Genomic DNA, 18,435 nt, shown 5'->3' on the forward strand with positions numbered 1-18,435 from the left:
ATTGCCAGCCCGGGGCGACAGGCGTGGAATGGATGCACGACACAGGAGGACACCCATGACTGCATCTTTCCCGTGGCTGCCGGACGCCCTCTGGGCCGGCGCCTTCTTTGATGGCCACTGGCAGGCTGCCCCACAACGGCACCCGGTGATTGAACCGGCCACCTGCCAGCAGCTCGGCGAGATCGGTCTGGCCGACCCGGCCCAGGTCGCGCGTTCGGCGGCCGCTGCTGCACAGGCGCAGCAGGCGTGGGCGGCGGCACCCTACGAACAGCGTGCCGAGGTGCTGCGCAAGGCCGCGCGTCTGGCCGAAGAAAACATCGAGACCCTGGTCGAGTGGCTGGTGCGCGAAAGCGGCTCGACCCGCCTGAAGGCGGGCTTCGAAGCCAAGGTGACCATCAAGGCACTGCATGAAGCTGCGGCGCTGCCGTCGCGCAGCACGGGTGAGATCCTGCCGTCCGAACCGGGCAGGCTGAACCTGGCGCGCCGACGTCCGCTGGGCGTGGTCGGGGTCATCTCGCCGTTCAATTTTCCGCTCTACCTGGCGATGCGCGCGGTGGCCCCGGCGATTGCCCTGGGCAACGCTGTGGTCCTCAAGCCGGACCCGCGTACGGCGGTATGTGGCGGCGCGGTGATCGCACGCGTGTTCGAGCAGGCGGGCCTGCCAGCAGGCGTGCTGCACATGCTGCCCGGCGATGGCGCGGCCGGGGCCGCACTGACCAGTGACCCGCACGTGGCGATGATCCAGTTCACCGGTTCCACCGCCGCTGGCCGCAAGGTCGGAGAGGCGGCCGGCCGGCATCTGAAGAAGGTCTCGCTGGAACTGGGCGGCAAGAATTCGTTGATCATCCTTGATGATGCAGACCTGGACCTGGCGGTGGCCAACACCGCGTGGGGCGTCTACCTGCACCAGGGCCAGATCTGCATGGCGACCGGCCGCGTGCTGGTGCACCGGAAGATCCACGACACGTTCCTGCAGAAACTGGTGGCCAAGGCCAACGCGCTGAAGGTGGGCGACCCGGCACGTGAGGACGTGGCCATCGGCCCGCTGATCAATGCCGGCCAGCGCGACCATGCCGCACGCGTGGTCGAGCAGGCCGTGCAGGCCGGTGCCACGCTGGAAGCGGGAGGCACGCATCGGGACCTGTTCTTCGCGCCCACCGTGCTCGGCAATGTTGCGGCCGACAATCCGGCCTTCAACGAGGAGATCTTCGCGCCGGTGGCGGTTGTGGTGCCGTTCGACGATGACGACGAGGCCGTGCGCCTGGCCAACGACAGCGAGTACGGGCTGTCGATGGCGATCGTGTCCAGCAATGTCGGCCGCGCGCTGAAGATCGGCGAGCGCCTGCGTACCGGCCTGCTGCACATCAACGACCAGACCGTGAATGACGAGGTGATCAACCCCTTCGGCGGCGTCGGCGCGTCCGGCAACGGCACCAGCATCGGTGGCCCGGCCAACGGCGAGGAGTTCACCCAGTGGCAGTGGTTGACCGTCAAGGGCGAAGCGCCCGCTTACCCGATCTGATCGAAGGAACCATCACGATGAACGACAACAACGCAACGCGTGAGATCACCGCCGCCGTGGTACGCGGCAAGGAGCAGCCCTTCGTCATCGAGCAGGCGACGCTGCGCGGCCCGCAGGACGATGAGGTGCGGGTGAAGGTGGTGGCCACCGGCCTGTGCCATACCGACCTGATCGTGCGCGATCAGTACTATCCGGTGCCCTTGCCCGCGGTGCTCGGCCACGAAGGTGCCGGCATCGTGGAAGCGGTTGGCCCCAACGTACGCGACCTCAAGGTGGGCGACCATGTGGTGCTGACCTATGGTGCCTGTGGCCACTGCAATCCGTGCCGGGGCGGGCACGGTGCCTATTGCAGGGATTTCTTCGCACTGAACTTCGGTGGCGATGATGGCCAAGGACATACCGCGATCACCGATGCGCAGGGCCAGCCGCTGCACGACCACTTCTTCGCGCAGTCTTCGTTTGCCACCTTCGCGCTGGCCCGCGAGATCAATGCGATCAAGGTACCTGACGACGCGCCGCTGGAACTGCTGGGCCCGCTGGGGTGCGGCATCCAGACCGGTGCCGGTGCGGTGCTCAACTCGCTGCAGGTGCGGTCGGGCAGCAGCTTTGCAAGCTATGGTGCCGGCGCGGTGGGCCTGAGTGCGGTGATGGCGGCCAAGGTGGCCGGCGCCACCACCATCATTGCCATCGACGTGGTGCCTTCGCGCCTGGAGCTTGCCCTGGAGCTGGGGGCTACCCACGTGGTCAACAGCCGGGAGACCGATGTGATCGAGGCGGTGCGCGCGATCACCGGTGGTGGTGCTGACTTCGCGCTGGAATCGACCGGTCGTCCCGACGTGTTGTCTGCCGGCATCGAGGCGCTGGGGGGGCTGGGCATGATGGGCGTGGTCGGTGCGCCGAAGCTGGGCACCACCGCCAGTTTCGATGTGAACAACCTGCTGCTCGGCGGACGTAGCATCCGCGGCATCGTCGAGGGTGACAGCGTGCCGCAGGTGTTCATTCCGCAGCTGGTGACCCTGTTCCAGCAGGGGCGCTTCCCGTTCGACAAACTGGTGAAGTTCTATCCGCTGGATCAGATCAACCAGGCAGCCGAAGACAGCACCCGTGGCATCACCCTGAAGCCGGTGCTGCGCATCGCAGCGTAACGACCACCGTCGGTAGCGTCGGCCGCTGGCGGCAGGGGGGGCGGATCCGCTTTCCAGCAGAAAGCGGCTCTGCCCCCTTGTTTGAACGCGTCTTGAAACGGAAACGCTCCGTTGTGGAGACGTAACATGGCGTTGCCGCTGGCGGGTGTACGCTGCGTCCATGATGGCCACGACAGTCGGGCAGCAACAACTGGTAGCGGCACGTGCCGCTTTCGCCGAGGGCGATGCGCGCTCATTGGACGTGTTGCCGCTGCCGCTGCAGCAGTCATGGCTGCGTTCGCGCGCGGCGGGCCTGCAACCGGGGCAGGAGCCGGACTATCGACCGCTGCTGGGGGGCGGACAGCGTCTCCCGCATCCCGACGACCGGCGCCTGGCACGTTGCGTGCAGCCGGAGCTGGAACAGCTCTGGGCGGCCTTCGGTGGGCGTGGCTGGACGATGTTCTGCGCCAACCGCGACGGCATGGTGATCGCGCAGCAGGCCCACGGCCTGGAAGATGCTCCCTTGCTGCGGCCGATCCAGGTCGGGCGACAGCTGGGCGAGACGGAGATCGGCACCACCGCGCCAGCGGTCAGTCTGGCCGACGATGTGCCGGCACTGGTGCGCGGCAACGAACATTACCTGCAGCGGTTCGCGCCGGTGTTCTGCCTGAGCGAGCCACTGCACGATCTCGACGGTCGGGTCTGCGGGGTGATCGACATCACCGGTCTTGGCGAGCGCGATCCGGCCCTGCTGCAGGGCTATTTCCGGCAGGCTGCGCTGGCCAGCGAAAATCGCTTGTTCCACAGTCTCACCGACGTGCACCTGCTGGCTGTGCAACATGATCCGCGCTGGCTGGCGTCACCGCTGCAGGGACTGCTGGCGGTGCAGGAGGATGGCCAGCTGCGTGCAGCCAACCGCGTTGCACGGCGCCTGCTGGGCCTGCCACGGCGGGGGCCGTTGCCGCTGCTGGATCTGGAGGCGCTGTTTGCTGGCGCCAGTGCGGCGCAACGGCGTCGCCTGCTGCAACCGGGCGCAGCGCATCGGGTCCGGTTGGGCGAGGGCAGCGCGGTCTACCTGCAGCGTCTGCAGGGGCCGCGGGGCGGGGCGCATCGGTCTGCTCAGCGGAGCACCCCGGCAGATCCGGTCGCGCCGCTGCTGCGTGACCAGCAGCGTGAGGCCGCGCGCCGCGCGGCCCAGGCCGCTGACGGCAACCTCAGCCTGGCCGCACGCCAGTTGGGGATCTCGCGCACCACGCTGTACAAGCTGCTGCGCGATTGACCGCGTAGTCCGCCGGGCATGGCCCGGCGGAATCCATCAGTCGCGGAAGTTGTTGAACTGCAGCGGCAGCTCGAACTTGCCGGCCTTGAGTACGGCGATGGCGTCCTGCAGGTCGTCGCGCTTCTTGCCCTGCACGCGCAGCTTGTCGCCGTTGATCTGGCTTTCCACCTTCAGCTTGGCGTCCTTCAGTGCCGCCGCGATCTTTTTGGCGATCTTCTGCTCGATGCCCTGCTTGACGGTGATCTTCTGCCGGGCCTGGGCCAGGTTGGTCTCGATGTCGCCGAACTCCAGGCTGAGCACGTCGATGCCGCGCGCGGCCAGGCGTGCACGCAGGATGTCGTTCATCTGCTTGAGCTGGAACTCGGTCGGCGCAGTCTGGTTGATGACATCGCCATCGCGCTCGAACTTGGCGTCCACGCCCTTGAAGTCGAAACGGGTGGCCAGTTCGCGGTTGGCCTGGTCGATGGCGTTGGTCAGCTCGTGGGTGTCGACTTCGGACACGACGTCGAAGGAAGGCATGGGCGAGGCTCCGCAGAATTCAGTGGTGGCCATTCTATCGCGCCGGCCCGCATGCCCGCTTTGCGTAGAGTCGAGCACGGCCCGACTCTACAATCCGGTGCGGTCGGCGATAATGGGCCATGAATCTGCAACGCTCCCCTTCGCGTGCGGTGGCCTGGATGGTCGCTGCGGTCGCCTGCTTCTCGCTGATGGACGCCGGCATGAAGCAGCTGTCGGCCAGCTATCCCACGCTGGAAGTGACCTTCCTGCGTGGTGCGGCCTCGTTGCCGTTCGTGCTGGTCTGGGTGCTGGTCAGTGCCGGGCCGCGTTCGCTGGTGCCGCGCCGCTGGGGCCTGCACCTGCTGCGTGGCGGGCTGGGCATGGCGATGATCGGCTGCTTCGTGTTCGCCCTGCGCGACCTGCCGCTGTCCACCGCCTACACCATCTATTTCGTTGCCCCGCTGCTGATCGCCGCGCTCTCGGTGCCGTTGCTGGGCGAGCGCGTCGGGCCGCGGCGCTGGGTCGCCATCGGCATCGGCCTGGTGGGCGTGCTGGTGGTGCTGCGGCCGGGTGTGGACGGCTTCATTTCGGTGCCCGGCCTGATGGTGCTGGCGGCGGCAACGGCCTATGCCGTGGCTGCGATCACGGTCAGCCTGCTGACCCGCACCGATACCTCGCAGTCGATGGTGGTCTGGTTCCTGGTCATCATGGCCATCGGCGCCGGCCTGCTGGCCATTCCCGGCTGGGTACCTCTGCAATTGGCGCATGCGCCACTTATCGCCGGCATGGGTCTGGCCGGGGCGCTGGGCCAGATCGCCCTGACCAAGGCCTTCCAGCTGGGCGAGGCCTCGATGATCGCACCGCTGGAGTACAGCGGCCTGGTCTGGGTGATCGGCTGGGATCTGGCGTTCTGGGGCCAGCTGCCCGACAGCTATACCTGGGTGGGTGCGGCGATCATCGTCGCCTCGGGCCTGTACCTGCTGCACCGTGAGCGGGTGAACCGGCAGGAACCGCCGAAGCCGCTGGACCATCCCTGAGCCGGGGGAGTGCGGGCTGCTGGCCGGCAACCCCTTGCGCCGGAGGGACCGCTGCAGGTGCAGGCCAGCGGTCAGCACTACCGGGGAAAGCGGCTTAGAACCAAAAGGAATAACATTCTGGCCCATGGCGCGGGCGCGCGACCGCCTGCGCTGGTAGGCTGCACGCCCCCTTCCGTCACCCAGCCGGTGAGCCACGCCCGTGATCGAGTTCCAGCGCCTGCACAAATCCTATGCCGTTGCCGGCCGCGCAGTCAGCGCGCTGCAACCGCTGGACCTGACCGTCGAGGCCGGTGAGGTATTCGGCATCATCGGCCATTCCGGTGCCGGCAAGTCGACCCTGATCCGCATGATCAACCGCCTGGAAGAACCCAGCGGTGGTCGCCTGCTGATCGGTGGCGAGGATGTCACCGCACTGGACGCGGACGGCCTGCGCGCACTGCGCCGGCGCATCGGCATGATTTTCCAGCACTTCAACCTGCTGTCGTCGCGCACGGTGGCCGGCAACGTCGCCTTCCCGCTGGAACTGGCTGGCATGCCGAAGGCGGAGATCGACGCGCGCGTGGCCGAGCTGCTGCAGACCGTGGGCCTGGAGGCGCATGCGCAGAAGTACCCGGCACAGCTGTCCGGTGGCCAGAAACAGCGCGTCGGCATCGCCCGCGCGCTGGCCACCCGCCCGCAGATCCTGCTGTGCGACGAGGCCACCAGTGCGCTCGACCCGCAGACCACCGCCTCGGTGCTGTCGCTGCTGTCGAAGATCAATCGCGAGCTCGGCCTGACGATTGTGCTGATCACCCACGAGATGGACGTGATCCGCCGCGTCTGCGACCGCGTCGCCGTCCTGGATGCTGGCCAGATGGTCGAGACCGGACCGGTCACCCGCGTGTTCCTGCACCCGCAGCACCCGACCACGCGCCGTTTCGTCAGTGAATCGGAGCAGGTGGACGAAGGTGCGCTGCACCGCGATTTCGATGCCGTCGGTGGCCGCATCGTGCGGCTGACCTTCCTTGGCGGAGACACCTACGAACCCCTGCTCGGCAGCGTCGCGCGGCAGACCGGGGTCGACTACAACATCCTGTCCGGCCGTATCGACCGGATCAAGGACACCCCGTATGGCCAGCTGGTGGTCGCCCTGGTGGGCGGTGACCAGTCCGCTGCGCAGGCCGCGTTCGTGGCCGCCGGCGTGCATGTTGAGGAACTACGTCGATGATCATCGCCACTGCCGGCGGCTTCTTCCGCCACCTGGATGCGGGCAAGTGGGCCGACATCGGCCAGGCCACCATCGACACCCTGCTGATGCTGCTCGGATCGCTGCCGCTGACGCTGGCCATCGGCCTGCCCCTGGGCGTGCTGCTGTACCTGTTCGGCGCACCGCAGATGAAGCGCCGGCCGTTCGCCTATGGCGTGCTGGCACTGGTGGTAAACCTGCTGCGCTCGGTGCCTTTCATCATCCTGATGATCGTGCTGATCCCGGTCACGCTGTTCCTGATGGGGACGTCGCTGGGTGTGCGCGGCGCGATCGTGCCGCTGGTGATCGGTGCCGCGCCGTTCTACGCGCGCCTGGTCGAGACCGCGCTGCGCGAAGTGGACCGTGGCGTGATCGAAGCGACCCAGTCGATGGGTGCCACCACCTGGCAGCTGGTCACCCGCGTGCTGCTGCCGGAGGCGCGTCCGGGCCTGATCGCTGGCGCAACGGTCACCACCGTGGCGCTGATCGGCTTCACCGCGATGGGCGGTGCGATTGGTTCCGGTGGCCTTGGCGACCTGGCCTTCCGCGATGGCTACCAGCGCTCGCACACCGACGTGGCCCTGGTCACCGTGGTCCTGCTGCTGGTCCTGGTGCAGCTGCTGCAGATGCTCGGCGACCGCCTGGTCGCGCATTACAGCCGCAGATGACGAGGCGCCCCGGGCGCATCACGTAGGGCCGGCCCATGGCCGGCAGACTCGCGATGCGCCCGGATGTGGTGGGTTTGCCGGCCAGCGGCCGGCACCATCGGGATGTTCACCCGGCGGCCCTATAGCGTTCGCCTTTGGAACCGCTCAGGCCGATCAGGAATCAATATCGCCAGACTGGGACTGGCAGCACGTCTCATTACTTGGTATGTTCCGTTTAGCGTAATACGCTGAGCGGAATGATTCGTTCATTCCGCTGCAAGCAGACCCGTGCCCTGTTTGAAGGAACCTGCGCTCGCGCCTGGCGCCCGATACGACGCGCTGCCGAACGAAAACTCCAACTGCTCGACTCGGCGCAGACGTTGGCGTTCCTGCGCAGCCCGCCCGGAAACCGGCTCGAAGCACTGTCAGGTGACCGGAAGGGGCAGTACAGCCTTCGAATCAACGATCAGTGGCGACTCTGCTTTACCTGGACCGACAACGGCGCCGATGCCGTGGAAATTGTTGACTACCACTGAGGTGCCGCCATGAAGCATCCCCACAACGGCATGCGCGCCATTCATCCTGGTGAGATCCTGCGCGAAGAGTTCCTGCTGCCGCTTGCGTTGAGCGTGAACGCGCTTGCAAGGGCCTTGGACGTCCCCGCAACGCGGCTGCACGCCATCGTGCATGGCGAACGCGGCATCTCGGCGGACACGGCCGCGCGGCTGGCGCGGCATTTCGGTGGGGATGCCGCATCCTGGCTTGCGATGCAGGCGGCTTACGATCTCAAGACGTTACCAACGCGCAACGAGATCGAGCGACGAGTGCAGCCGCGGGCAGCGTGAACACCGGCCGTGTGGATCCAATCGGCGCGCGCAGGCCCAGTCAACGCACGTTCGGTACTTCGTAGCCCAGCTTGCCGACCTGCTCAGGGTGCTGCGGCACGCGCTTGAGCTTGTCGGTGTTCACCCCGTACTCGTCACGCAGGCGCTCGGCCAACTCCTTGTACAGGGCTTTGTCCATGTCCGGCGTACGCGAGAAGATCCAGGCCATTTCGCGGCCCGGGTAGCCGATCAGCGCCCACGAGTAGTCCGGCGCCACTTCCAGCACCCTCGAATGCGTAGGCACGACGCGGTAGAACCAGGTGCGCCAGCCGTGGTTGCCGCTGTCCGGATCGACGCTGGCGCGCGCGCGGACTTCCTGCAGCGGTTCGCCGAAGCCATCGCGATAGCGGTAGGTGATGCCGACCTTGTGCTCGTCGCGGAGTTCGTACTCGTTGACGCTGGCTACATGGCCACGTTCGATGAAATTCGGCACGCGGCCGATCACATACCAGGTACCCATGAAACGCTTCAGGTCGATCGGCGCGTCCGGATCGGCCGCGCGCAGGGCGCTGGCACGGGGCGATGGCGGCTCACTGGCGGCCACGGCGGGGGCCGCCAGGGACAGGGCCAACAGCACGGCGCAGAGCGGGCGGATCGAAGTCATGCGGGAGCGGGCTCAGGAGGGCTTTGCCTGAGCATGGTCGACTGAGCGTGCGCGATCCGTCAATGGTGTCGCAACCTGTGAGAAGGGCCTTGTCCAAGCTGCGTTGCATTGTCCACCGGAGAAGCCCCATGAACATACGTTCCGTCCGTCGCCCTGCAGCTGAACGCGTCAGCGTCGAACGTGCCCACCCGCACCTGCTGCGCACCGTGCAGCAGCTGGCCCTGGCCGGTGTGGCGCTGGTCCTGGTCTGGCCAGCCGCGCGCGGCAGCAACGCCTGGCTGGGCTGGTTGCCGATGTGGCTGGTGGGCATGCCGCTGGTGGCCTGGTGGGCGCTGCTGCGCTTCCCGTTGCCGCGCCTGTCGTGGCTGCGACTGGCGCATCGCACCGGTGGACAGGCCCGCCGCCGCAGCGGTGGGGCGGTGCGTGGCCGTCGCGGCTCGCCCACCACGGCCTGACCTTCGACACGGGGGCGGCCGCAGCGATCCATGCTAGCGTTCCACGGCTTATGACTGCCTGGAGCTGCAATGTCACGACTCGCTTCCGCCTGCCTGCTGGCTGGCATGATGACCGCTGCCTCGGTGGGGACCGCCGTGGCCGCTGAAGACACCGACCGTTATGCCTGGCTCGAAGAGGTCACCGGCGACAAGCCGCTGACCTGGGTCAAGGAACAGAACGCCAAGTCCGAGGCTCGCCTGGCGCAGAGCCCGGCCTTCAAGCAGATGGAGGCCAGCATCCGCGAGGTGCTCGACTCCGATGCCAAGATTCCCGCCGTGCAGAAGATCGGCGACTACTACTACAACTTCTGGAAGGACCAGCAGCACGAGCGCGGCCTGTGGCGGCGCACCACGCTGGCCGAGTACCGCAAGGCCTCGCCGCAGTGGGAGACCGTGCTCGATCTGGATGCGTTGAACAAGGCCGAGGGTGAGAACTGGGTCTGGCACGGTGCCGACTGCCTGCGCCCGGACTACAGCCGCTGCCTGATCGCGCTGTCGCGTGGCGGTGCGGATGCCGACGTCACCCGCGAGTTCGACCTGGCCAACAAGACTTGGATCAAGGATGGCTTCTTCCGTCCCGAGTCCAAGGGCGGCCTGAACTGGGTCGACCGCGACACCGTGTTTGTCTACACCGACTTCGGTGCCGGCTCGATGACCACGTCGGGCTACCCGCGCGTGGCCAAGCTGTGGAAGCGTGGCACGCCGATGACCTCGGCCACCCTGGTGTACGAAGGCAAGCCGGAAGACATGTACATCGCGGCGATGCACGATGACACCCCGGGTTTCGAGCGCAACCTGGTCAGCCGCACCCTGGCCTTCTACAACAACGAGATCTACCTGCGTGGCGACGATGGCACGCTGACCAAGATCGATGCGCCGAACTCGGCCGAGAAGGGCCTGCACAAGCAGTGGCTGACCCTGGAGCTGCGCGACCCGTGGACCGTGGGCGGCAAGACCTATGCCTCCGGTTCGCTGCTGGCCACCAAGCTGGATGATTTCCTGGCCGGCAAGCGCGACTTCGAGGTGCTGTTCACCCCGACCGCGACCACCTCGCTGGCCAGCGCCACCTGGACCAAGAGCCATCTGGTGCTGAACGTGCTGGACGACGTCAAGAACCGGCTGTCGGTGCTGACCCCGGGTGCCGATGGCTGGCAGACCAGCCGCTTCGTCGGCGCGCCTGCCTTCGGCACGCTGGGCGTGGCCGCAGTGGACAGCAACGACAGCGACGCGGTGTGGCTGACCGCCACCGACTACCTGACCCCGACCACGCTGGCACTGGCCGAAATCGGCCAGGCGCCGGAAACGCTGAAGACCATGCCGGCCTTCTTCGATGCCAAGGGCAAGGTGATCGAGCAGCACTTCGCCACCAGCAAGGACGGTACCCGCGTGCCGTACTTCGTGGTGCACGACAAGGCGATGAAGCTGGACGGCTCCAATCCGACCCTGCTGTACGGCTACGGTGGTTTCGAGATCTCGCTGACGCCGAACTATTCCGGTGGCATGGGCCGCGCCTGGCTGGAGAAGGGCGGTGTGTACGTCGTTGCCAACATCCGTGGTGGCGGCGAGTACGGCCCGCGCTGGCACCAGGCGGCGCTGAAGCAGAACCGTCACAAGGCCTATGAAGACATGGCCGCAGTGGCACGCGATCTGGTCAAGCGCAAGATCACCACCGCCAAGCACCTGGGCGTGCAGGGCGGCAGCAACGGTGGCCTGCTGACCGGCAACATGCTGACCCAGTACCCGGAACTGTTCGGCGCAGTGGTCGTGCAGGTGCCGCTGCTGGACATGAAGCGCTACAGCCACCTGCTGGCCGGTGCTTCGTGGATGGCCGAGTACGGCAACCCGGACACCAGTGACTGGGACTTCATCAAGACCTTCTCGCCGTACCACCTGTTCGACGCGAAGAAGAACTACCCGCCGGTGCTGTTCACCACCTCCACCCGCGATGACCGCGTGCATCCGGGCCATGCCCGCAAGATGGCGGCGAAGATGATCGACGCCGGCAAGGACGTGACCTACTACGAGAACATCGAAGGTGGCCACGGCGGCGCAGCCAACAACGCGCAGGCCGCGCACATGTCGGCGCTGGCCTACAGCTTCCTGTGGGAGCGGTTGGGCGGCAAGTAAGCAGAACGGAAAACGCCGCCTCAGGGCGGCGTTTTTCTTTGGGTTCCACCTATCCACGCATGGCGTGGATCTACCCATGAACGCCACGCATGGCGTGGATCTACCCATGTATCGTGCGCTGGACCAGTAGATCCACGCCATGCGTGGATGCCGTTCGCGCGGACGATCAGCCGTTCCAGCGCTTCAATCCCCGCGCGATCCGCGCCACCGCCTCCTGCAGCCGAGGCACTTCTTGCGTGTACGCCAGCCGCACATGCTGGTTGGCGCGATGGAAGCCGAAATCCAGCCCGGGGGTGAATGCCACGTGCTCGGTTTCCAGGAAGTGCGCGCAGAACGCCTGCGCGTCGTCGGTGAATGCGCTGACATCGGCGTACAGGTAGAACGCACCCTGCGGCTCGATTTCGATGCGGAAACCCAGCTCGCGCAGCGCAGGCAACAGGAAGTCGCGGCGCTGGCGGAACGCTTCGCGGCGTTGCTCGAAGATCGCCATGGACGCCTCGCTGAAACACGCCAGGGCCGCGTGCTGGGCGATGCTTGACGCGCTGATGTACAGGTTCTGCGCCAGCTTCTCCAGGTCGGGCACGGCCGCCGGCGGTGCCACCAGCCAGCCGAGGCGCCAGCCGGTCATGCCGAAGTACTTGGAGAAGCTGTTCAGCACGAAGGCGCTGTCATCCACCTGCAGGACGCTGGGCGCATCCAGGCCATAGGTCAGGCCGTGGTAGATCTCGTCCACCACCAGGTGGCCGCCGCGGGCGTGCAGCGTCTTGGACAGCGCCGCCAGTTCGTCGGCCGACAGCACGGTGCCGGTCGGATTGGCCGGTGATGCCACCAGCGCGCCGACGCTGTCGGCGTTCCAGTGCTGCTGCACCAGCGAGGGGTTGAGCTGATAGGCCGTGTCAGGCCCCACCGGCACCAGCTGCGCGCCGCCTTCCACCAGGCGCAGGAAGTGGCGGTTGCAGGGATAGCCGGGGTCGGCCAGCAGCCAGTGGCGGCCCGGGTCGACCAGCAGGCTGCTGGCCAGCAGCAGCGCACCGGAGCCACCGGGGGTGACCAGGATGCGTTCGGGGTCGATGTCCAGCCCATAGTGGCTGCGATAGAAGCCGCTGATCGCCTGGCGCAGGGCTGGCAGGCCACGTGCGGCGGTGTAGCGGGTATGGCCGGCGGCCAATGCGGCCTGGCCGGCACGCACGACCGGTTCTGCCGTGGTGAAGTCCGGTTCACCGATTTCCAGGTGGATCACATCATGGCCGGCCTGTTCCAGCGCCTGCGCGCGGGCCAGCAGGGACATCACGTGGAACGGAGCGATTTCATGGCTGCGCCGGCTGTAGCCCGGCGTGTGGGGCAGGGTACTCATGTGCCCATGGTACGCCGGGCAGCAAGGGTGCGCCGCAGCGGTGGTAGAGTCGAGCTTCTCGACTGCAGTTGCGGTCAGTCGAGCAAGCTCGACTCTACCTACGCCACGGACGCCATTGCGTAACCGCACCAGGACCCTTATCTCATGAAATCCACCCTCTGCCTGTTGCTCGCGAGCCTGATGACCAGCACCGTTACCGCCGCCATCCCGCCCGTTCCGCCGGATGCCGCCAAGCACCCGCACGTGGTCAAGGCGCCGTTCGGCGCCACCCGCAACGACGACTATTACTGGCTGCGCGACGACAAGCGCGAGAACAAGGACATGCTGGCCTACCTGCAGGCCGAGAATGCCTATGCCGACCAGCTGCTGGCGCCGCTCAAGCCGCTGGAAGACACCCTGTACAAGGAGATCGTCGGCCGCATCAAGCAGGACGATTCCAGCGTGCCGGCGCGCGAGCGCGGCTACTGGTACTACAGCCGCTTCGAGACCGGCCAGGACTACCCGATCCACGCGCGCCGCAAGGGCAGCATGGACGCGGCCGAAGAGATCCTGCTGGACGTCAACACGATGGCTGCCGGCAAGGGCTACTTCAGCGTCGGCTCGATGGAAGTGAGCCAGGACAACCAGCTGCTGGCCTGGGCCGATGATGATGTAGGCCGCCGCCAGTACACGATCCGCTTCAAGGACCTGCGCACCGGCCAGGTGCTGCCCGACGTGATCACCGGCAGCTCCGGCGACCTGGTCTGGGCTGACGACAACCGCACGGTGCTGTACGTCGAGAACGATCCGGAAACGCTGCTGACCGTGCGCGTGAAGAAGCACGTGCTGGGCACCCCGGCCAGCGCCGACACCGTCGTCTACGAAGAGAAGGACGACAGCTTCTACATGGGCATCGGCCGCACCCGCGACGATCGCTTCATCACCATCGGCGTGCACAGCACCGTGTCCTCGGAAGAGCGTTACGCGCCGGCCAGCGACCCGACCACGTTCACCGTGCTGGCGCCGCGCCAGCGCGATGTGGAGTACGATGCCGACCACTACGATGGCCGCTGGGTGATCCGCACCAACGACGGTGCGAAGAACTTCAAGCTGGTCACCGCACCGACCGATGCCACCTCGCGTGCGCAGTGGAAGGACTGGATCGCGCACGACGATGCGGTGTTCATCGAAGGCTTCGAGCTGTTCGATGCGTACACCGCCATTGCCGAACGTTCCGAAGGCCTGGAGCGCATCCGCCTGCTGTTCAAGGACGGGCGCAGCGACTACGTGAAGGCCGACGAGCCGGCCTATTCGATGGGCCTGGGCGATAACACCGAGGCCGATACGCCGTGGCTGCGCTACGTCTACACCTCGATGACGACCCCGACCACCGTGTTCGAGCTGAACACCGCCACCGGCGAGCGTCGCCAGCTGAAGGTGCAGCCGGTGATCGGCTATGACGCCTCGAAGTACGAGACCGACCGCGTCTGGATCACCGCGCGCGATGGCGTGAAGGTGCCGGTGTCGCTGGTCTACCGCAAGGGCTACCAGAAGGACGGCAAGGGCGCGCTGTTCCAGTACGCGTATGGCAGCTACGGCATGTCGATGGATCCGTACTTCAACCAGACCGCGGTGAGCCTGCTCGACCGAGGCGTGGTGTATGCCATCGCCCACATCCGTGGTGGCCAGGAGATGGGCCGCGACTGGTACGAGAACGGCAAACTGCTGCACAAGCAGAACACTTTCAACGACTTCATCGACGTCACCCGTGGCCTGGTGGCGCAGGGCTGGGCGGCGAAGGATCGCGTGGCCGCCTCCGGCGGCAGCGCCGGTGGCCTGCTGATGGGCGCGGTGGCCAACCAGGCGCCGCAGGACTACCGCGTGATGGTGGCGCAGGTGCCGTTCGTCGATGTGGTCACCACCATGCTCGACCCGACCATCCCGTTGACCACCAACGAGTACGACGAGTGGGGCAATCCGGAGCAGAAGCCGTACTACGACTACATGCTGTCCTACTCGCCCTACGACAACGTCAGCAGGCAGGCCTACCCGGCGCTGTTCGTGGGCACCGGCCTGTGGGATTCGCAGGTGCAGTACTGGGAGCCGGCCAAGTGGGTGGCCAAGCTGCGTGACGACAACACCGGCCACTACCCGATCCTGTTCCGCACCAACATGGAAGCCGGCCACGGCGGCAAGTCCGGGCGCTTCCAGCGCTACCGCGAGCTGTCCGAGTCGTACGCGTTCGTGCTGCAGCAGCTGGGCATCGCCCAGCCGTAATGGCACAGGGGTGCCGGGCGTAGCCTGGCACCCCGAACCGGTATCCTTGCGGCCATGAGCCTGCCCGAACCATCTGCACCGCGCGATAGCGCCACCCCACCGCGCGTGGTGCGTTTCCGCTGGGCATGGTGGCTGCTGGCGTATGCCAGCCTCGGCACCGGCATCGTCGGCATCTTCGTGCCGGGTCTGCCGACCACCGTATTCATCCTGATTTCGGCCTGGGCCGCCTCGCGCGGTTCCGAGCGCCTGCACACCTGGCTGCTGCAGCACCCGCGCTTCGGCCCGGCCATCGCCAACTGGCAGGCGCACGGTGCTGTCAGCCGCTACGGCAAGTGGATGGCCACGATCACCATGGCGGCATGCGCTGGCATCATGCTGTGGTGCGTGCCGATTGCCTGGGTGAAGTGGTTCTCGATCGGCAGCATGACCGTGGTGGCGATCTGGCTGTGGACCCGTCCGTTGCCACCGCCGGAAGGCTGAACATGGCCCGCCCTGGGCGGCCCGTGGGGGCGGTCAGGGGGTAGCGCCGACTGTTACTCGACTGCTCTTCCAACGGCCGCGAAACCCCGCGCTGCGCGCGGTAGTCGACTCTACCAACCGCTCAGCCGCCAATGGCTATACTCGGGGCATGAACATCCCCCATCGAAACACCCTCCTGATTCCGCTGGCAGCGGCCTCGCTGCTGCTCCTCGCCGCCTGCGGCAACAAGGGCCCGCTGGTACTGCCGCAGAAGCCGGTACCGGTGGAAGAAACCGTCGAGCCCGCTGCCGAGCCCGCCACCGAGGCGACCCCGGCGGAGACCCAGGGCAGCGGCACCCCGGCCACGACCGTGGAGCCGGCCGCACCGACCACCCAGCCGGCGCCTGCGCCGGCAAAGAAGGTGGGCGGCGGGAATGAGTAAGGCCGGTTCCAAGGCCCTGCGCTTCAGCAAGATGCACGGCGCGGGCAATGATTTCGTAGTGATCGACCTGCGTGGCGGTACGTTGCCGCCCACGCCTGAACTGGCCGCGCGCCTGGCCGACCGCCACACCGGCGTCGGCTGCGATCAGATCCTGACCATCGAAGCGCCGCGCGCGGAAGGCTCGGTGGCGTCGTACCGCATCTGGAATGCCGATGGTTCCAACTCCGAGCAGTGCGGCAACGGCGCGCGCTGCATCGCTGCCTGGCTGGTGCGCGAAGGCAGTGCGCAGGGCGACCGTTTCGTCATCGACAGTCCGTTGGCAAGCCATGACGTGGAAGTGCTGGGCGATGGCCAGTTCGCGGTGACCATGGGCGTGCCCGCGTTCGAGCCGGCCAACGTGCCGCTGGTGGGTTTTGCCCACGCGCGCGAGGAATACCTTCTGCCACTGCAGGGCGAGAGTGTTCGCTTCGCCGCGGTGTCGATGGGCAACCCGCATGCGGTGATCGAAGTGGGCCTGATCGATGCTGCACCGGTCGAGCGCGTGGGTTCGCTGCTGCAGCAGCACGCGTCGTTCCCGCGCTCGGTGAACGTGGGCTTCGCCCAGGTGATGGGCCCGGCGCATGCGCGCCTGCGCGTGTTCGAGCGCGGTGTCGGTGAAACCCTGGCCTGCGGCAGCGGTGCCTGTGCCGCTGCGGTGACCCTGATGCAGCGTGGCCGCCTGCAGCGCGATGCGCGCATCAGCCTGCCCGGGGGGGACCTGCGCATCCAGTGGCCGGGCGATGGCCAGCCAGTGGTGATGGCCGGCCCGACCGCATTCGTTTTCGAAGGGGAGTGGATGGCATGACCGAAACCGTCGACAAGCTCGGGGCCCATGAAGTCGCTGCCTGGTTGCGGCGCCATCCGGGCTTCCTCAAGCAGTTCCCGGACCTGGCCCTGACCCTGGTGGTGCCGCGTGATGACGGCCCGACCGCGTCGCTGGCCAGCTACCAGCTGGAAGTGCTGCGCGAGAAGAACCGCGAGCTGGCACGACGGTTGGCCGATCTGGGCGCCACCGCCCAGGTCAATGAACGCCTGGCGGTGCGCACGCACCAGCTGACCCTGGCGCTGATGAAGCAGGACAATGCCGCCGACACCCTGCGCGCGATGGCCGCATCGCTGCAGGAAGATTTCGCCGGCGACCTGGTACGGTTGGTGGTGCACACGCCGGTGGCCGGGTTGGAACAGGCCGACTGGCTGCAGGTGATCGCCGCCGATGACCCTCAGCTGGGCCCGTTCCGCGACTGCCTGAAGGACGGCGAGCCGATCTGCGGCCGCCTGCAGCCGGAAAAGAATGCCGTGCTGTATGGCGTGCGCAGCGAGGAAGTGCAGACCACCGCACTGCTGCCGTTGCCGGGCGTGGGCCTGATTGCGGTCGGCAGCCACGATCCGAACCGCTTCTATCCGGGCATGGGGACGTTGTTCCTGCGCATGATGGGCGAGGCGTTGGTCGCCGGCCTGAAGCGCTTCCCGGGCTGAGCAGGACACGACGATGAGCGCGGTACAGGCCTTCCTGCAGCACCTGCAGGTAGAGCGGCGGATGTCGGCGCATACGCTCGATGCCTACCGCCGCGACCTGGACGCGCTGTCGGTCTGGACGGAGCCACGTGGTGTAGCGGTGGAGGCGCTTGATGCTGATGCGGTGCGCCAGTTCGTCGCCGATGAGCATCGCCGCGGCCTGTCGGCCAAGAGCCTGCAGCGCCGCTTGTCCGCCTGCCGCAGCTTCTATGCCTGGCTGCTCAAGCACGGGCGCATCGAGGTCAGTCCGGCGGCGACGCTGAAGGCGCCGCGTGCGCCGCGCCGGTTGCCGCAGGTGCTTGACGCCGACGAAGCCGTGCAGCTGGTCGAGCTGGAACCGGAAGGCGAGCTTGGCCGCCGTGACCGCGCGCTGCTGGAACTGTTCTATTCCTCCGGCCTGCGCCTGAGCGAAGTCTGCGCACTGACCTGGCGTGACCTGGATTTCGCCAGCGGCCTGGTCAACGTACTGGGCAAGGGCAATCGCCAGCGCCGCGTGCCGTTCGGCAGGCCAGCGCGCGAAGCACTGCAGGCGTGGCGCGCGGAAAGTGGTGGTGGACCGGCCTCGCCGGTATTTCCCGGCCGCAACGGGCCGATCAGCCAACGCGCGGTGCAGATCCGCATCCGCCAGCTGGCGCAGCGCCAGGGCCTGTTCAAGCACGTACACCCGCACATGCTGCGGCACAGTTTCGCCAGCCATATCCTGGAATCGTCCGGTGATCTGCGTGGCGTGCAGGAGCTGCTGGGCCATGCCGACATCGCTACCACGCAGATCTATACCCACCTGGATTTCCAGCACCTGGCCAAGGTCTACGACGCCGCGCATCCGCGCGCGAAGCGTCGAAGCGGCAACAAGGGCAGCGGAGAAAGCTGAACGTTGCCCCTGCGGCAGCCGGTCGCGGGTGTCTTGAAGGGCGCAGGGCAGTCCCCAC

The 18,435-nt window shown here is 67.1% G+C and carries 19 protein-coding genes; 16 read left to right on the forward strand and 3 right to left on the reverse strand.

The window, feature by feature from the left end; translation table 11 throughout:
• Positions 1-55 precede the first annotated feature (55 nt).
• The 3 genes from HLA98_RS11335 to HLA98_RS11345 all read left to right on the forward strand — a co-directional run bounded on the left by HLA98_RS11335 (position 56) and on the right by HLA98_RS11345 (position 3,925).
• On the forward strand, positions 56-1,522 hold the full coding sequence (locus HLA98_RS11335) for a benzaldehyde dehydrogenase (protein ID WP_057501089.1): 1,467 nt from the start codon (positions 56-58) through the stop codon (positions 1,520-1,522).
• Positions 1,523-1,539: 17 nt separating this feature from the next.
• Complete coding sequence (locus HLA98_RS11340; protein ID WP_057501088.1) at positions 1,540-2,667, forward strand: NAD(P)-dependent alcohol dehydrogenase; 1,128 nt, start codon at positions 1,540-1,542, stop codon at positions 2,665-2,667.
• A gap of 163 nt (positions 2,668-2,830) precedes the next feature.
• Positions 2,831-3,925: a helix-turn-helix domain-containing protein gene (locus tag HLA98_RS11345; RefSeq protein ID WP_236495810.1), complete on the forward strand. Its 1,095-nt coding sequence runs from the start codon at positions 2,831-2,833 to the stop codon at positions 3,923-3,925.
• Positions 3,926-3,961: 36 nt separating this feature from the next.
• Here the strand turns inward: HLA98_RS11345 and HLA98_RS11350 are convergent, their stop codons facing one another.
• Positions 3,962-4,444, reverse strand: coding sequence for a YajQ family cyclic di-GMP-binding protein (locus HLA98_RS11350; protein WP_006471121.1), 483 nt, complete (start codon positions 4,442-4,444; stop codon positions 3,962-3,964).
• A 119-nt stretch (positions 4,445-4,563) separates the two neighbouring features.
• Here HLA98_RS11350 and HLA98_RS11355 point away from each other — a divergent pair, with 119 nt between their 5' ends.
• The 5 genes from HLA98_RS11355 to HLA98_RS11375 all read left to right on the forward strand — a co-directional run bounded on the left by HLA98_RS11355 (position 4,564) and on the right by HLA98_RS11375 (position 8,177).
• Positions 4,564-5,460 (forward strand): DMT family transporter, encoded by an 897-nt coding sequence (locus tag HLA98_RS11355; protein WP_049443945.1) that lies wholly within the window; start codon positions 4,564-4,566, stop codon positions 5,458-5,460.
• A gap of 199 nt (positions 5,461-5,659) precedes the next feature.
• Positions 5,660-6,667 carry a methionine ABC transporter ATP-binding protein gene (locus HLA98_RS11360; protein ID WP_057501086.1) on the forward strand — a complete coding sequence of 336 codons (1,008 nt, stop codon included), beginning with the start codon at positions 5,660-5,662 and terminating at the stop codon, positions 6,665-6,667.
• Positions 6,664-7,353, forward strand: coding sequence for a methionine ABC transporter permease (locus HLA98_RS11365; RefSeq protein WP_057501085.1), 690 nt, complete (start codon positions 6,664-6,666; stop codon positions 7,351-7,353). Before HLA98_RS11360 ends, HLA98_RS11365 begins: the two co-directional genes overlap by 4 nt.
• Before the next feature lie 236 nt (positions 7,354-7,589).
• Positions 7,590-7,868 (forward strand): type II toxin-antitoxin system RelE/ParE family toxin, encoded by a 279-nt coding sequence (locus tag HLA98_RS11370; RefSeq protein ID WP_080354792.1) that lies wholly within the window; start codon positions 7,590-7,592, stop codon positions 7,866-7,868.
• 9 nt (positions 7,869-7,877) lie between these two features.
• Entirely contained in the window at positions 7,878-8,177 is a 300-nt protein-coding gene (locus tag HLA98_RS11375) for a HigA family addiction module antitoxin (protein WP_049443949.1), read from the forward strand.
• Between the two features lie 40 nt (positions 8,178-8,217).
• Here HLA98_RS11375 and HLA98_RS11380 read toward each other — a convergent pair whose 3' ends face one another.
• The gene (locus HLA98_RS11380) at positions 8,218-8,820 is read right to left on the reverse strand and encodes a lipocalin family protein (protein WP_049443951.1); all 603 of its coding nucleotides are present in this window, start codon (positions 8,818-8,820) and stop codon (positions 8,218-8,220) included.
• A gap of 128 nt (positions 8,821-8,948) precedes the next feature.
• Here HLA98_RS11380 and HLA98_RS11385 point away from each other — a divergent pair, with 128 nt between their 5' ends.
• A complete protein-coding gene (locus HLA98_RS11385; protein WP_057501084.1) occupies positions 8,949-9,275 on the forward strand; it encodes a hypothetical protein in 327 nt (108 codons plus the stop codon).
• Between the two features lie 69 nt (positions 9,276-9,344).
• On the forward strand, positions 9,345-11,441 hold the full coding sequence (locus HLA98_RS11390; RefSeq protein WP_057501083.1) for a prolyl oligopeptidase family serine peptidase: 2,097 nt from the start codon (positions 9,345-9,347) through the stop codon (positions 11,439-11,441).
• Positions 11,442-11,607: 166 nt separating this feature from the next.
• Here HLA98_RS11390 and HLA98_RS11395 read toward each other — a convergent pair whose 3' ends face one another.
• Positions 11,608-12,795 (reverse strand): pyridoxal phosphate-dependent aminotransferase, encoded by a 1,188-nt coding sequence (locus tag HLA98_RS11395; protein WP_057501082.1) that lies wholly within the window; start codon positions 12,793-12,795, stop codon positions 11,608-11,610.
• Positions 12,796-12,939: 144 nt separating this feature from the next.
• On the opposite strand from HLA98_RS11395, the gene HLA98_RS11400 reads away from it, so the two are divergent.
• The 6 genes from HLA98_RS11400 to xerC all read left to right on the forward strand — a co-directional run bounded on the left by HLA98_RS11400 (position 12,940) and on the right by xerC (position 18,377).
• Positions 12,940-15,051 (forward strand): S9 family peptidase, encoded by a 2,112-nt coding sequence (locus HLA98_RS11400; protein ID WP_057501081.1) that lies wholly within the window; start codon positions 12,940-12,942, stop codon positions 15,049-15,051.
• 54 nt (positions 15,052-15,105) lie between these two features.
• Positions 15,106-15,531, forward strand: a complete 426-nt coding sequence (locus HLA98_RS11405) for a YbaN family protein (protein WP_049443960.1) — start codon at positions 15,106-15,108, stop codon at positions 15,529-15,531.
• A gap of 148 nt (positions 15,532-15,679) precedes the next feature.
• The gene (lptM, locus tag HLA98_RS11410; protein ID WP_057501080.1) at positions 15,680-15,952 is read left to right on the forward strand and encodes an LPS translocon maturation chaperone LptM; all 273 of its coding nucleotides are present in this window, start codon (positions 15,680-15,682) and stop codon (positions 15,950-15,952) included.
• Positions 15,945-16,796, forward strand: a complete 852-nt coding sequence (dapF, locus tag HLA98_RS11415) for a diaminopimelate epimerase (protein WP_057501079.1) — start codon at positions 15,945-15,947, stop codon at positions 16,794-16,796. Before lptM ends, dapF begins: the two co-directional genes overlap by 8 nt.
• Positions 16,793-17,467 (forward strand): DUF484 family protein, encoded by a 675-nt coding sequence (locus HLA98_RS11420; RefSeq protein ID WP_049443965.1) that lies wholly within the window; start codon positions 16,793-16,795, stop codon positions 17,465-17,467. The genes dapF and HLA98_RS11420 overlap by 4 nt, the downstream gene beginning before the upstream one ends.
• A gap of 13 nt (positions 17,468-17,480) precedes the next feature.
• Positions 17,481-18,377 (forward strand): tyrosine recombinase XerC, encoded by an 897-nt coding sequence (xerC, locus tag HLA98_RS11425; RefSeq protein WP_057501078.1) that lies wholly within the window; start codon positions 17,481-17,483, stop codon positions 18,375-18,377.
• The last annotated feature ends 58 nt before the right edge of the window (positions 18,378-18,435 follow it).

The organism is Stenotrophomonas africana (assembly GCF_013004645.1).
Classification (GTDB): Bacteria; Pseudomonadota; Gammaproteobacteria; order Xanthomonadales; family Xanthomonadaceae; genus Stenotrophomonas; species Stenotrophomonas africana.

Excerpts from the sequence above, each read along its gene's own strand:
- HLA98_RS11420 (WP_049443965.1), top strand. The coding sequence starts at position 16,793 with ATGACCGAAACCGTCGACAAGCTCGGGGCCCATGAAGTCGCTGCCTGG.
- HLA98_RS11350 (WP_006471121.1), bottom strand. The coding sequence starts at position 4,444 with ATGCCTTCCTTCGACGTCGTGTCCGAAGTCGACACCCACGAGCTGACC.
- HLA98_RS11395 (WP_057501082.1), bottom strand. The coding sequence starts at position 12,795 with ATGAGTACCCTGCCCCACACGCCGGGCTACAGCCGGCGCAGCCATGAA.
- HLA98_RS11405 (WP_049443960.1), top strand. The coding sequence starts at position 15,106 with ATGAGCCTGCCCGAACCATCTGCACCGCGCGATAGCGCCACCCCACCG.
- HLA98_RS11375 (WP_049443949.1), top strand. The coding sequence starts at position 7,878 with ATGAAGCATCCCCACAACGGCATGCGCGCCATTCATCCTGGTGAGATC.
- HLA98_RS11340 (WP_057501088.1), top strand. The coding sequence starts at position 1,540 with ATGAACGACAACAACGCAACGCGTGAGATCACCGCCGCCGTGGTACGC.
- HLA98_RS11370 (WP_080354792.1), top strand. The coding sequence starts at position 7,590 with ATGATTCGTTCATTCCGCTGCAAGCAGACCCGTGCCCTGTTTGAAGGA.
- HLA98_RS11380 (WP_049443951.1), bottom strand. The coding sequence starts at position 8,820 with ATGACTTCGATCCGCCCGCTCTGCGCCGTGCTGTTGGCCCTGTCCCTG.
- HLA98_RS11355 (WP_049443945.1), top strand. The coding sequence starts at position 4,564 with ATGAATCTGCAACGCTCCCCTTCGCGTGCGGTGGCCTGGATGGTCGCT.
- HLA98_RS11390 (WP_057501083.1), top strand. The coding sequence starts at position 9,345 with ATGTCACGACTCGCTTCCGCCTGCCTGCTGGCTGGCATGATGACCGCT.
- HLA98_RS11335 (WP_057501089.1), top strand. The coding sequence starts at position 56 with ATGACTGCATCTTTCCCGTGGCTGCCGGACGCCCTCTGGGCCGGCGCC.
- lptM (WP_057501080.1), top strand. The coding sequence starts at position 15,680 with ATGAACATCCCCCATCGAAACACCCTCCTGATTCCGCTGGCAGCGGCC.
- HLA98_RS11400 (WP_057501081.1), top strand. The coding sequence starts at position 12,940 with ATGAAATCCACCCTCTGCCTGTTGCTCGCGAGCCTGATGACCAGCACC.
- HLA98_RS11385 (WP_057501084.1), top strand. The coding sequence starts at position 8,949 with ATGAACATACGTTCCGTCCGTCGCCCTGCAGCTGAACGCGTCAGCGTC.
- dapF (WP_057501079.1), top strand. The coding sequence starts at position 15,945 with ATGAGTAAGGCCGGTTCCAAGGCCCTGCGCTTCAGCAAGATGCACGGC.
- xerC (WP_057501078.1), top strand. The coding sequence starts at position 17,481 with ATGAGCGCGGTACAGGCCTTCCTGCAGCACCTGCAGGTAGAGCGGCGG.
- HLA98_RS11365 (WP_057501085.1), top strand. The coding sequence starts at position 6,664 with ATGATCATCGCCACTGCCGGCGGCTTCTTCCGCCACCTGGATGCGGGC.
- HLA98_RS11345 (WP_236495810.1), top strand. The coding sequence starts at position 2,831 with ATGGCCACGACAGTCGGGCAGCAACAACTGGTAGCGGCACGTGCCGCT.